We start from the raw sequence: 12,578 nt of genomic DNA, 5'->3' as shown, positions 1-12,578 counted from the left end.
CTTCGCTGGTTGGGGCGCCGCGTCTTCGCGTTCCTCCCCGAAATCCTCAGGCCTCCCCGGCAGCCTTTGTTCACGCCTCGCCGAAGCGCTGCGTGCCGTCGACGATCGTCCGCAAGACCTTAGTGCTCGTGATCCCCGCCGGGTCGTCGCGCGCGAGGTCGCGGTCGAGGACGACGAGATCGGCGAGCTTGCCGATCTGCAGCGTGCCCAGCCGGTCTTCCTGGAAGCCTGCATAGGCATTCTCGGCAGTGTAGGCGTGCAGCGCTTGGGCGAGGCTGACGCGCTGCTCGGGCAGCCATCCGCCCGGATTGGCGCCGTCGATCGTCTGGCGAAGCACTGCCGCGGCGATGCCGGTGAGCGGATCGACCGGCGCCACCGGCCAATCCGATCCGAAAGTCACGTGCGCGCCGCTCGCGATCAGCGAATGGAAGGCATAGGTGCCGTGGAGCCGCTTCTCGCCGATGCGCTTCACTGCCCAGCGGCCGTCGTCGATCGCGTGATAGGGCTGGACCGACGCGATCACCCCCTGCGCGGCGAAGCGCGGGATGTCTTTCACGTCGAGATGCTGGGCATGCTCGATCCGGAAGCGGCGGTCACGCTTGCCGTTGGCCTTCGCGACACGCGCATAGATGTCGAGCAATTGCCCGTTCGCGGCATCGCCGATCGCATGCGTGGTGACGTGAAGCCCCGCCTTGTCCGCGCCGGCAATCCACTGCTCGATCTTGTCGAGCGGATCGAGCGCGATGCCGTGGCTGTCGGGCGCGTCGGTGTAAGGCTGGCGGAACAATGCGGTGCGCGAGCCGAGCGAGCCGTCGATCAACCCCTTCATCCCGCCCCAGCGGACCCAGTCGTCGCCGCGCCCTTCGGCTGCGACGATGCTGGCCATCTTCTCCCAGTCCTTGAGCGGCACGAACGAATAGAAGCGCATCGGCAGGGCCGAGCGGGCGCGGATGCGGCGCAAAGCGTGCTGAGTGGTCCAGTCGAGTTCGGTAACATGCGCCTGGGTGACGCCCTTCGACAACGCATAGGCCGCGCCTTGCGCCAGGGTCGCGTCGATCTCGCTGTCGGTGAGCGGTGTGATCACTCGATCGATCAGGTCCTTGGCGGCGTCCTTGACGATTCCCGTGGGCTCGCCATTGCCATCGCGCACGATCACGCCACCGGCGGGATCGGGGGTATCGCGGGTGATCCCGGCGAGCCTGAGCGCCACCGCGTTGCACAGATACATGTGGAGATCGAGCCGCGCGACCGCGACCGGCGTGTCGGGCGTCAGCGCGTCGATCCACGCGCGGCGGGGCAGCTCGCCGCCCCAGAGCTGCTCGTCCCAATGTCCGCCCTCGAGCCATTTGCCCTTGGGCAATTTCGCCGCGGCCTCGCCGATGCGGCGTGCGAATTCCCGCGGCGTGGCCGCGTCGCGCAGGCTGGGCTGCGAGAGCATCGCCGAACCGCGCAGGAAATGCGTGTGGTTGTCGATGAAGCCGGGCATCACGAAGGCGCCCTGCAAGTCGATCATCTGCGTCCCGCGCCCGCTCGCCGCGCGGACCGCGCCGGCCCCAAGCGCTGCGATGCGATTGCCCTTGATCCCGATCGCATCGGCACGTGGCGTGCGCGCGCCTGTCCAGACCCGCGCGTTGAGATAAGCGATGTCGAGATCGCCTTCGGCCGCCCAGGCGGCGCGGGCCAGCAAAGATGCGGGGACGGCGCCCAGCAACAGGCGGCGGCTGATCCTGGCGTTCATTTCGCAGTCTCCAGGCTGGCGAGGCGATCGGCATTCATGCGCCGCATCCAGTCCGCCAGCCCGCCCTCGGGCAAGGCGGAGAGCAGATCGGACACCGTCGCGGCGCTCTCCTCCTGCCCCAGCTTGAAGCGGGCGTCGATGCCGCGAACATGCGCGCGAAAGGCGATAATTCTCGGCAGCAGCGCCGCGACGCGCTCGCCGGCATCGGCCAAGGTCCAGGGCCGGGCGCGCCCGGTCTCCATCGCGTTGGTGAGCGAGTCGATCGCGGCAAGCGTCTCCTCCTCGACGAATTCGACCTCGACCGCGATCACCGCGACCGCGAAGTTCCACGTCGGCACCCAGCGCGGCTGGCGCACCGGCTCGGGCGACATATAGGCCTGTGGCCCCGTGAACAGCAGCAGCGCGGACGGGTCGGCTCGCAGGTCAGCCACTTGCGCATTGAAGCGCGAGCAATGGCCGAGCAGCGACACCAGCGCGCCCTCCGCGTCGGTCTCGGCGAGCATCGGCAGCGGCGTCGCCTCGAACCTGCCGGCGCCACGCGACACCAGCCAGGCGAGCGGATGCTCGGCGATGAGTTTCAAAAGGTCGGCATCGGTGCCCGGATCGAACTTCATGTTGCGATGCTGTTACGATCCTGATCCCATTGAAACGTCCAGATTTGCAAAGTTGATGGGTCCAGCACGACGCTAGGCGCGTGCGGCCTGCCCCAGTGCCGCAATCGCGGCCTCGGCATCCGCTTCGTCGAGGCTCGCGAAGCCGAGGCGAAGGCCCCGCGCAGCGCCCGGGTGGACCATGTGGCTATGCGACGGCGCGAAACTCAGCCCGAGCTCGGGCGCGCGGCGCTCGATACGATCGAGCGCGGCATGGTCGCGAAAGGCGAGCCACAATGCGAGCCCACCCTGCGGCAGGCGCATTTCGCACACCCCGCCAAGGTGCGTTTCGACCGCGCGGGCGAAGGATTTGCGCCGTCCCGCATAGACTTGCGTAGCCTTGCGCGCGTGGCGACGGACCTCGCCGCTGTCGATCAGCTCGGCGGCGGCGTCCTCCGTGATCGTGTTGCCCATCCCGTCGAGCATCGACACTTCATGGGCAAGCGAGTCGATCAGCGGCTGAGGCGCGGCGATATAGCCGATGCGCAGCGCCGGCATCAGCAGCTTGGACAGCGAGCCGAGATACAGCACATGCTCGGGCGCATAGCTCGCCATCGGCAGCAGCGGCTGCGATCCGAAGCGGAACTCGTGGTCGTAATCGTCCTCGATAACCGCGAAGCCGAACTGACGCGCGAGTTCGAGCAGCCGCAGCCGGCGCTCGGGGCGCAGCGACACGGTAGTGGGGAATTGATGGTGCGGGGTGAGGAAGATCGCGCCCACCCGGTGCGCGCGGCACTGTCGTTCGACATCCACGACATCGAGCCCCTCGCCATCCAGCCGCACCGGCACCACCGAAGCGCCGCAAGCGCGGAATGCGGCCACGGCGGGCTCATAGGTCAGTTCCTCGACCAGCACGACGCTGCCCGGCCGCGACAGCACCCGCGCGGCGAGGAATATCCCCATCTGACTGCCACGCGTGATGCAGATATTCTCGGGCTCGACCAATAGCCCGCGCTCGCGGTGCAGCATCAGCGCGATGCTCCGCCGCAGCGCCGGCGATCCGCGCGGGTCGCGATAGAGCAGCCGCCCCTCGCGCGAGGCGGAAAGTATCGCGGTGCGATAGGCGCGCGCGAGCAGATCGGCGGGAAACAGCCGCCCGTCCGGGGCACCCTCGTCGAGTTTGAGCCAGGCGCCGCCCGGCACTGCCAACGGGCGTTCCGGAGGCTGGCGAAAGGGATAGGCGATCGGCCGCTCGGGCTCGAAAGCCGACGGCAGTCCGGAAGCGTGCGGCGCGTCATCGCTTTCCGGCAACGAGGTCGACACGATCGTGCCGCGACGGCCGAGCGATTGGAACCACCCCTGGGCGACCAGCTCCTCATAGGCCGTCACGATGGTCTTTCGATTGACCGAGAGCGCCTCGGCGAGATCCCGCGTCCCGGGAAGGAAGGTCCCGGGCGGCAGCCGCCCGCGCTGGATCTCATGGATCATCGCGTGAACGATCTGCATGTAAAGCGGCGTATCGCTCTCCGGTTGGAGGCGCTGCGCCAGTACCACTTTCCATGGCCGCAGCATTGGACCCCCTGATCAGTTTTCCGGTACTAGTTCGCGGATCCAACCTGCTCAGCGGCAACCGCGCCGTCAACCCGGTTGATCAACTCCGCGTTCGCCCTGTGAGCCTGATGCCGAGACACTTATCAGCTGGGCGCGCTCGGTGCCGCAACGCTGGGCTACCCGTCACGATCATCGGTGCGGAACCGGCGCAAGCATGACCTTCGCCCCCTCGCCCGCCCGTCAGGCAAAGTGCTTCTCGTGATACAGCTCGGTTTCGGCATTGGCCGGAAAAAGGCTCTCGATCCGCAGTTCCTGGGTGAGAACGTCCATCGGTGCGCCAACCGTCGTTACCATGGAGAAGTAGCTCAGGACGGTGCCGTCGCGCATGAAACTCAGGGGGATCATCGGCAAGTCATCCTGCTGGGATACGTCCCGCCAATGGCTCTCGACATCAGGATAGGCCAGAAGGCCATCGATTAATGCGCGCGTGCGCGCCTCAGTTACACGACCGGCCGTTTCCCGATGCACGCGGGCGATCAACGTTGCAGCTGTTCTTTCCCAGTCGACCACAAACGGCCGCATGCCATCGGGATCAAAGATCAGATGCAGCATGTTTCTCGGCTCGGGTCGCCGGCCCAGATCGACGAACTTGCCGAAGAACCGGGGAGAAGCCTCGTTGGTCATGACCACGTTCCAATATCGATCCAGCACGATCGCGGGGTAAGGCTCCTGCTGGCGAAGCATGCGTTGGACAGCGGCGGTCAAGCTGCCCATCCCCGGCGAGTCCCACGTTCGCTCGGAATAGATCGGCGCAAATCCCCCTGCCAGCAGCAGCGCATTGCGATCGCGCAGCGGCAAATCGAGCACACCCGCCAGGCTCAGGAGCATCTGCCTGCTCGGGATGCTGCGCCCGTTCTCGATGAAGCTGATATGCCGCTGGGAGACACTGGCGTCGATCGCCAGGTCGAGTTGACTCTTGCCCCGCCGCTCGCGCCAGAGCTTTAGAAGGTCGCCAGCCGCGGTCGAGTTCAAGACTTTCGTGCTCACCGTGAAGGCCTCCATCGCCCAAAGCGACGCCGCGCGCCCTACCCGAAATGGCGCGTCACGGGAAGTTATGATTACCTATGAGGTAATTGTTATGACTACCTATGCCGGCTATTCCACGGCCGCCATGGCCGACGGCGGATCGCATGCCATGGCTAAGATTGAGGAAAGACCATGATCAAGGACGAATTATCGCGCCGTACGCGAAGCGATCGTACGCAGGTGACCTTCACGAAGAGGGATCCTCCCGCCTGGCTGCTCGCCTTCTGGAAGGAGATCGACGACAAGACCTGGGGTCGAGGTTTCGACTGCCTGGCCGAGGATGCGATCTGCAATCTCGGCGTTGCCGACTGGCACGGCCGCGAGACGATCCGGCAAAACCTGAAGGCCTTCATCGATACCGGTTTCACCGCACATCACGACGTGCTGGAATATTGGGACAGTGCGCACCTCAAGGTGTTTCGCGGCAAGGTGCTGATGACGCCGGACGACGCCAGCCATCCTCCGCTCGCGCCGACCATGACCCACTTCTTTCACATGGATGAGTGCGACACGAGCCAGGTGAAGCATTGGTACGGTGCTGTCGGCCCGGTCGCATTTGCCTGAGCCAGCTGACAGGCATGCTACGCTCGTCGGCGTCGTGTGCCGAGGCAGGCGGCGCGGCGCAACCAACCCCGTCGCGGCGGAGCCGACGCGGGCTCAGCGTCGTCGCGGCAGGAGCGAGGCTCGAAGCGTGATGGCCAGCAGCAACGTCAAGGCCGCCGCCATCACGCCAAGCGGTGCGGAGCGGAGCTCCTGCGCAACCAGGATCCCGATCTTGACGAGTATCAGCAGGCCGCCGAGCGAGAACAAAGCCCAACCGAGGTTACGCACCATTTTCGCAGCCAAGCCTGCCGACTCCTCGCCCGAGGCGATGCTCCGCAGACCAGGAAGGCACATGGAGCAATCTCCTTTCGATCTAAGACACCGACGGCTGGGAATTCCTCACTCCGAATGGACAGCGGCAGAGGGAGCGCCCGATCGCCGCGCGGGCTCCGCGCCGGTGGCGCGCAGCCGGGCGACGGACCGCCGTAATCTCCGCTCCAAGCCGTCGACCAAGGTGAACACCACCGGCACTACCAGCAGGCTGAGGAAGGTCGATGTGAGAAGGCCCCCGATCACCGCGATCGCCATTGGCTGGCGGAAGCTGGCATCGGCGCCGAAGCCCAGGGCGATGGGCGTCATTCCGGCGATCATCGCTACTGTCGTCATGATGATCGGACGCGCGCGCATACGGCAGGCGTCGAGCAGCGCATCGGCGCGCGACAGCCCCCGTTCGGCTATGCCGAGGATCGCATATTCGACCAGCAGGATCGAATTCTTGGTGACGATGCCCATCAGCATGACCAGGCCGATCATCGCCGGCAGGTCGAGCGCGCTGCCGGCCACCAGCAGCGCCACGAATGCGCCGCCGACCGAGAGCGGAATCGCCGACAATATCGTGATCGGCTGGAGGAAGTCCTTGAACAGCAGCACCAATACGCAAAAAATGCACAGCACGCCGGCAACCAGCGCGGTGGCGAAACCGACTGCGATCTCTTCGCCGATCTCGGCACCGCCGGCAGGGTCCAGCGAAATGCCCGAGGGCATGGCGGCGATGGCCGGAAGCGCGTTGATCCTCGCCAGTGCGTCGCCCTGCGCCATTCCGTTCAAATCCGCCGTCACGGTGATGTGGCGCTCGCGATCGTAGCGATCGATCTGCGACGGTCCGCTCTCGATCGCGATGTCGGCGATGCTTGCCAGCGGCACCGGCCCGTCGCGCCCGGCAACGCGCAGATTGCCCAGCGTCTCCAGGTCCCGTCGCGCTTCGTCCGCGATCCGGGTGCGGATGAACAGCTGCCGATTGTCGAGGTTGAGCCGCGCCACGCGTGCGTCGAAATCGCCGCTCGTCGCGATCCGGACGACCTCGCCGATCGCATCGGTGGTGACGCCGCGCTCGGCGGCGCGCTGGAGGTCGGGCCGGATCACGATCTCGGGCCGGTCGAGGCTCGCAGTCGAAGCGATGTTCGATAGACTGCCGACTTCCCGCAATTCGCGTTCGAGTTGTTGCGCAGTCGCCGCCAGCGCACGCGAATCGCTGCCGGCGAGAATCAGCTCCAGCCGCTCGGTGCCGTCGCCGACGGCGAAGCGCGCACCCGGCACCTTGGCCAGCCGGTCGCGAACCACGGTTTCGATCTCCGACTTGGAGGGTCGCGACCCGCGCGGCGCCAGCAGCAGCGTCGTTGATGCGAGACGGACGCCGCTGGCGTCGTCCCCATCGCTTCCCGCCTGCCCTACGGTGGTGAATATGCCCCGGACGCCGGCGATACTCTCAAGGCCGACGCGAACCTCCTCGGCTACCGCGATCGTCGTGCCGAGCGCGGCGCCGGGCGGGAGCTCGATCGACAGTTCGGTCGTGCTGCGGTCGTCCGCCGGCAGGAAACCAGTCGGGATCAACGGCAGCAATGCGATCGACGCAGCGAGAAAGGCGAGCGTGGCCACGATCGTCGACTTGCGGTGGTCGAGGCACCAGCGCACGGCGGCGAGATACGGCCGCATGAGCCGCTGGTTCTCGGGCGCGGGCGCCGCGTCTCCCTTCAGGAGATAAGCGGCCATCATCGGCGTCAGCAGCCGGGCGACCAGCAGCGAGGCGAGCACGGCGATTACCGCGGTCCAGCCGAAGGGCTTGAAGATCAGTCCGGCGAAACCCGACATCATCGCAGTCGGCAGGAATACCGCGACCAAGGTCATCGTCGTCGCGATCACTGCCTTGGCGATCTCGGCGACGGCGTCCTCGGTCGCCTGCATGACCGGCTTGCCCATGCGCCGATGCCGCTCGATATTCTCGACTTCGACAATCGCATCGTCGACGAGGATGCCGACGATCGCGGCAAGCGCGAGCAGAGTCAGCGTGTTGAGCGAATAGCCAAGCCACTGCATCGCGGCGAAGGTCGGCAGGATCGAGAGCGGCAATGCAGTGGCGGCGATCAGCGTCGCGCGCCAGTCGCGGAGGAACAGCCAGACGACGAGGATCGCCAGCAGCGCGCCTTCGTAGAGCATCGCCATCGAGCCTTCATATTGCTCCACGGTATAGTCGACCGATCCGCCGACCGGCGTCAGGTTGAGGCCCGGATTGCGGCTCATGAGCGTGTCGAGCGCGGCGGCGACGCCTTTCGCCACCTCGGTCTCCCCTGCCCCGCGCGCACGATAGACCCGGAAGCCGATGACGGGCTTACCGTTCAGCGCCGCCGCCTGGGTGCGTTCGCCGACCCCGTCCTGGATCGTCGCGACTTGATCAAGGCGAATGCGACGCCCGTCGGCCAATACGATCGGCAGCGCCGCGAGTGCGGACGCCTGCTCCACGATCGCGACCGTCCGGATCGCCTGTTCGGCTCCGCCCAGTTGCGTGCGCCCGCCCGACGATTGCTGCTGCGCCTCGCGCAGGGCGCGCGAAACATCGCCCGCCGTCACGCCGAGCCCCATCAGGCGCGCAGGATCGACCGTCACGCGCACTTCCCGCTGGACCCCGCCCAGGCGTTCGACGCGCCCGACGCCGGCGACCGCGCGCACCGCCTTGGTCAGGCTGTCGTCGACGAACCAGGAGAGCTCCGTCTCGTCCAGCCGCGCGGAGGCGACCGCATAGACCAGGACCGGCTCCGCGGCGAAGGTGACGGCGCTGACAGTGGGCTGCAGCATATCGGCCGGCAGGTCCGATCGGATGCCGTCCATCGCATCCTTGGTCTGGATCAGCGCATCGGACAGCGGCTTTTCCAGATCGAATGCCGCCTCGATCCGCACGGTTCCGTCGGTGATCGACGTGGTGACGTGGCGCAGTCCGTCCAGCGAAGCGAGTGCGTCCTCGGCCTTCCGCGCGATCTCGGTCTCGAGCTGCGCCGGGGTGGCACCCGGGAGCGCCGCGACCACCGAGACCGAGGGCAGCGACATGTCGGGCAAATCCTGGACCGCCAGCATGCCGAACCCGCGAATGCCCGCAATGGCCAGCAAAACGAACAGCAGGATCGACGGGATCGGATTGCGGATCGACCAGGCGGCGAGGTTCATGGCCGGGCCTCGCGGGCGCCGGCAATGCGGACGACATCCCCGTCGCCTAGGAACCCTGCCCCTCTGCGGACGAGCCGCTCCTCGCCGCTGAGGCCGCGCAGGACCTCGACCAGATCGCCATGACGTCTGCCGATGGTCACGCCGCGCAACACGACTTGCGGAGCCGCCGCCGTCCCAGCGACTTGCAGGACGTAATTGCGTCCGTCGCGGATCACGATGCATTCCGCCGGCACGGCCAGCGCGGATGACTCGCCGAAGGCGATCTCGCCGGTCACGTACATCCCCGCCCGCGCCCGGCTGCCCGGCGCGACATCGGCGTAAACGACGGCGAGGCGGGTGCCGGCATCCAGCGCCGGCGCGGTCTGGCGAACCACTGCGCTCGCCCTGCTTCCGTCGGGAAGGACCAGCGCGATCCGCTGCCCGACGGCAACGGCATTGAGCTGGGGGGCGGTCAGCTCGCCACGCCATTCGAGCCGATTCTTGCGGATCATGCGGAACAGTTCCTGCCCGGACGGCACGACCGCGCCCAGCGTCGCGGTACGCGCGGTGATCACGCCGTCGTCGGGGGCGAGGACGAAGGTGTAGCGCAGCTCGAGGCGCTTAGCGGCAAGGAGTGCGGCCGCCGTCTTCGCTTCGGTCGCGAACTGGAGCACTTCCTGATCGCTGATCGCGCCGTTGGCCTGCAGTCCCTTCGCGCGCCGGTCATTCGCCGCCGCCTGCTCGTGACGCGCGAGCAACTGCGCCTCCTCGGCACGGAGCAATGCCGGGTTGAGCTGGGCGAGGACCTGGCCGTGCCGGACCTGGTCGCCGACATTCACCCGCACGTCGATCAGCTGGTAGCTGCCGATCTGGGTGCCGATGCTCGCTTCCTGCCACGGCGCAATGACTCCGGAGGCGGTCAGGTGCTGCGGCAAGACCACGCGTTCCGGATGGGCGACGGTTACGGTCAATTTGGGTCGCGGCGCGACCACGGCCGGCGGCGCTGCCATTGGCCAGAGCAGATACGCGCCGATGCCGAGCGCTGCGAGAAGGACCGCGGCCATGATTGCGCGCACGGCGATCGTCCGTCGCAACCGAGTCGCCGCTATCTGTTCGATCGTATCGCGCATCACCGAACATTCCCGCTTCCAGAGTCAATTTCGCCGGCCGGGGTGTTCCCGGAGCCGGGTCCGATGGGTGGCGCCTGCCAGGCGGTTCCGGTTCGTCGCACCAGCGCGACCCAGGCCCGCGCCCGGTCGGCCGCGGCGCCGACCGCGCTCTCCTGCGCCCGGTTCGACTGGCGGCGCGCCTCTTCGAGCTCCAATTGCGCGATCGAACCTGCCCGCCAGCGCGCTTCGCTGGCCGAGAGCGTGAACCGCGCCGCCGCGAGCGCCTCGCTCGAGGTCTCTATTCGCGCAGCGGCCGATTGCTGCGCAGCAAGGGCATCTTCGATGTCCCGTACGGCGGTGCGGAGCGCGAAGACGAGTTGCGCCACCGCCTCGCGGTACCTCGCTTCGGCAAGCCGCACGTTCGCGGCGCCGGCGCCGCCGTCGAAGAGCGGTGCCGTAAGTCCGGCGCCGATCGAACCGCTGACATAGGAATCGCTGGATCCGAGCGCCCGGAGCCATTGTCCGGTGAGCAATGCCGTCAAGTCGATCCGCGGTAGCCGTTGGGCCCGCGCGACGGCGATCTCCGACCACCGGGCGGCGACTTCGCGCTCGGCGGCCACCACCCCGGGATGCCGGAGAAGGATCGTGGCGGGAAGCGCCGGCGCGAAGGGCGGCGGCTCGGGCATCCGCATGTCGCCCTGCGTCGGTGTTTCCCTCGGCAGAAGTTGCAGCACCGTCGCAAGATCGAGCCCCGAGAGCGCCACCAGCGCATCGGCCAGCAGCCTGCACGATTCCGCCTGCGCGATCCGCTCGGTCCGCGCGGAGGCGAGATTGCTCTGCGCAGTGGCGGCCGCCACCGGCGCGACATAGCCGAACGCCAGCCGCGCCCGGATGATCTTCGCTTCCACTTCGCGCGAGGCGATGTCGCGCTCGCGGATGCCGTGGACGAGGTTGCACGCGCGAAGCGCCAGCGCGGTGTCGGCGATCTCGGCGACGATCGACAGGCGGGCCGCCTCCGCATCGGCGGTGCGCGCGGTCAGACGGTGCCGCGCGGCAGTCGCGGTTTCGCGAAGCCTACCCCAGAGATCGAGCTCCCACGCCAGATTGGCGCCGATATCGGCCGATGCCTGGGCGACGGTCGCGGTGCCCGAGCCCGCGCGGTCCTTCGCTCCCGACAGGTTCGCCGTGGCGCCGACGCTCGGCATGCGGCGCGCATTCTCCGCATTCGCCGCCGCCCGCGCCTGATCGACTCGCGCGGCCGCTTCGCCAAGCGTCGGATTGTCGCGCAGACCGGCCGCCACCAGCCGGTCGACGGCAGGATCGCCGAGCAGCGCCCACCAGCCCTCGCGTTCGATCGCTGCCTGCTGCGCCGCGCCGTCAGGGGCATTGTTCCATTCGGCGGGCAGATCGAGCGCCGGGCGCTGGTACGCGGGTTGCAGGGTACACCCGCCGATCAATGCGAAAGGCAACAGCATCGAACCGGCAAATCGTCTCACCACCAGAAAATAACTCCGCGTAACGGCGCGTCGGAAGACGACGGCGAGCTGCTCGCTCGCCGGGGAATGCGTCATCGAGGCGGACAAAAGGGCGCCCCCGCGAGGGGGGACGAGGGCGCCCCGGACAGCCGCTCAGAAGCGGAAGCTGACGAACCCCATGCCGAAGGGCTGCGTCTTGCGCTTCACGATCGGGCTGTCCTTGACTTCGCCCAGCAGCGTGGTGACGCCGCCCGCGACTCCCACGCCGATGCGATCGGTCAGGCGGTATTGGGCCCCGAGACTCGCCGTCGCATCGATGAAGCCACTTCCGGCACGATATTGCGGAAGCCCCGACGCAAGCGCTTGCTGCGCGGTCACGCCGAAATACCGGTTGTTGTTCTTCCGGTCGCCATAGGTCGTGCCGATAGACGCGCTGATCGCGAGCTTGTCGCTTATCCTGATCGGGTAAGACAGGCTCGCGTCGACCAGGACGCCCTTGGTATTGCCCGCGAGGATCTTGGTGCCGCCCAGCATGGCCTCGAACCCGAATTGCCGAAGCTTGACGAAGCCGCGCGCGCCCACCCCGTCCGAAAGCTTGCCGATCCCGACTGGCGCGTCCTGCTTGCGAAACCCGTCCGCGAAAGTCAGGCCGACGCCGGCAGTCACGTTCTCGCTGTCGAAGAGGTTGGCGCCGATACCGTCCTCGAAATTGACGAAGAAGCGGCCGAGCTTGATGTCGACCACCGGCAGCGGCTGGAACCGGTATTTATCCGAGCCCTGATATGCCGGCATATAGCCGCCACCGGCGCCGATCGCGATATGGTTCTCGTCTTCCCGCTCGGATGATTCGAGCTGGACCGGCACCGCGGCCTCCCCTCCTGCCGGGATCACCCCCTGCGCGGAAGCCGTCCCGGACCAGAAGCAAAGCGGCGCGGCCATGACCAATATCGCGCCACCGGACATCGTCTTCGTGAATTTCATGGATAATCCCACTAATTTGATTGTTTCGGTC

Annotated in this window: 10 protein-coding genes; 1 reads left to right on the top strand and 9 read right to left on the bottom strand. The window is 67.3% G+C overall.

Annotation, left to right across the window (positions count from 1 at the left end):
• Positions 1-70 precede the first annotated feature (70 nt).
• The 4 genes from E5A73_RS01140 to E5A73_RS01125 all read right to left on the bottom strand — a co-directional run bounded on the left by E5A73_RS01140 (position 71) and on the right by E5A73_RS01125 (position 4,926).
• Positions 71-1,738, bottom strand: a complete 1,668-nt coding sequence (locus E5A73_RS01140) for an amidohydrolase (RefSeq protein WP_135961964.1) — start codon at positions 1,736-1,738, stop codon at positions 71-73.
• Positions 1,735-2,352 (bottom strand): FMN-binding negative transcriptional regulator, encoded by a 618-nt coding sequence (locus E5A73_RS01135; protein ID WP_135961963.1) that lies wholly within the window; start codon positions 2,350-2,352, stop codon positions 1,735-1,737. Before E5A73_RS01135 ends, E5A73_RS01140 begins: the two co-directional genes overlap by 4 nt.
• Positions 2,353-2,424: 72 nt before the next feature.
• Positions 2,425-3,900 (bottom strand): MocR-like pyridoxine biosynthesis transcription factor PdxR, encoded by a 1,476-nt coding sequence (gene pdxR, locus E5A73_RS01130; RefSeq protein ID WP_135961962.1) that lies wholly within the window; start codon positions 3,898-3,900, stop codon positions 2,425-2,427.
• A 219-nt stretch (positions 3,901-4,119) separates the two neighbouring features.
• Complete coding sequence (locus tag E5A73_RS01125) at positions 4,120-4,926, bottom strand: helix-turn-helix domain-containing protein (protein ID WP_240699956.1); 807 nt, start codon at positions 4,924-4,926, stop codon at positions 4,120-4,122.
• 171 nt (positions 4,927-5,097) lie between these two features.
• Between E5A73_RS01125 and E5A73_RS01120 the strand changes: the two genes are divergently transcribed.
• Positions 5,098-5,529, top strand: a complete 432-nt coding sequence (locus E5A73_RS01120; protein ID WP_135961960.1) for a nuclear transport factor 2 family protein — start codon at positions 5,098-5,100, stop codon at positions 5,527-5,529.
• A gap of 93 nt (positions 5,530-5,622) precedes the next feature.
• On the opposite strand, the gene E5A73_RS01115 is transcribed toward E5A73_RS01120, so the two are convergent.
• The 5 genes from E5A73_RS01115 to E5A73_RS01095 form a co-directional block, all read right to left on the bottom strand.
• Positions 5,623-5,862: a hypothetical protein gene (locus tag E5A73_RS01115; RefSeq protein ID WP_135961959.1), complete on the bottom strand. Its 240-nt coding sequence runs from the start codon at positions 5,860-5,862 to the stop codon at positions 5,623-5,625.
• Positions 5,863-5,907: 45 nt separating this feature from the next.
• Positions 5,908-9,003 carry an efflux RND transporter permease subunit gene (locus E5A73_RS01110; protein WP_135961958.1) on the bottom strand — a complete coding sequence of 1,032 codons (3,096 nt, stop codon included), beginning with the start codon at positions 9,001-9,003 and terminating at the stop codon, positions 5,908-5,910.
• Complete coding sequence (locus E5A73_RS01105) at positions 9,000-10,112, bottom strand: efflux RND transporter periplasmic adaptor subunit (protein ID WP_206366352.1); 1,113 nt, start codon at positions 10,110-10,112, stop codon at positions 9,000-9,002. The genes E5A73_RS01110 and E5A73_RS01105 overlap by 4 nt, the downstream gene beginning before the upstream one ends.
• A complete protein-coding gene (locus E5A73_RS01100) occupies positions 10,112-11,566 on the bottom strand; it encodes an efflux transporter outer membrane subunit (RefSeq protein WP_135961957.1) in 1,455 nt (484 codons plus the stop codon). The genes E5A73_RS01105 and E5A73_RS01100 overlap by 1 nt, the downstream gene beginning before the upstream one ends.
• A 153-nt stretch (positions 11,567-11,719) precedes the next feature.
• Positions 11,720-12,547, bottom strand: coding sequence for a MipA/OmpV family protein (locus E5A73_RS01095; RefSeq protein ID WP_168355761.1), 828 nt, complete (start codon positions 12,545-12,547; stop codon positions 11,720-11,722).
• Positions 12,548-12,578: the final 31 nt, after the last annotated feature.

The sequence above is a fragment of the Sphingomonas gei genome (genome assembly GCF_004792685.1).
Lineage (GTDB): Bacteria > Pseudomonadota > Alphaproteobacteria > Sphingomonadales > Sphingomonadaceae > Sphingomonas > Sphingomonas gei.
This window is presented reverse-complemented; position numbering and strand designations above follow the sequence as displayed.

Coding starts and splice junctions, on each gene's coding strand:
- E5A73_RS01135 (WP_135961963.1), bottom strand. CDS start 2,352: ATGAAGTTCGATCCGGGCACCGATGCCGACCTTTTGAAACTCATCGCC.
- E5A73_RS01100 (WP_135961957.1), bottom strand. CDS start 11,566: ATGCTGTTGCCTTTCGCATTGATCGGCGGGTGTACCCTGCAACCCGCG.
- E5A73_RS01105 (WP_206366352.1), bottom strand. CDS start 10,112: ATGCGCGATACGATCGAACAGATAGCGGCGACTCGGTTGCGACGGACG.
- E5A73_RS01095 (WP_168355761.1), bottom strand. CDS start 12,547: ATGAAATTCACGAAGACGATGTCCGGTGGCGCGATATTGGTCATGGCC.
- E5A73_RS01110 (WP_135961958.1), bottom strand. CDS start 9,003: ATGAACCTCGCCGCCTGGTCGATCCGCAATCCGATCCCGTCGATCCTG.
- E5A73_RS01115 (WP_135961959.1), bottom strand. CDS start 5,862: ATGTGCCTTCCTGGTCTGCGGAGCATCGCCTCGGGCGAGGAGTCGGCA.
- pdxR (WP_135961962.1), bottom strand. CDS start 3,900: ATGCTGCGGCCATGGAAAGTGGTACTGGCGCAGCGCCTCCAACCGGAG.
- E5A73_RS01120 (WP_135961960.1), top strand. CDS start 5,098: ATGATCAAGGACGAATTATCGCGCCGTACGCGAAGCGATCGTACGCAG.
- E5A73_RS01140 (WP_135961964.1), bottom strand. CDS start 1,738: ATGAACGCCAGGATCAGCCGCCGCCTGTTGCTGGGCGCCGTCCCCGCA.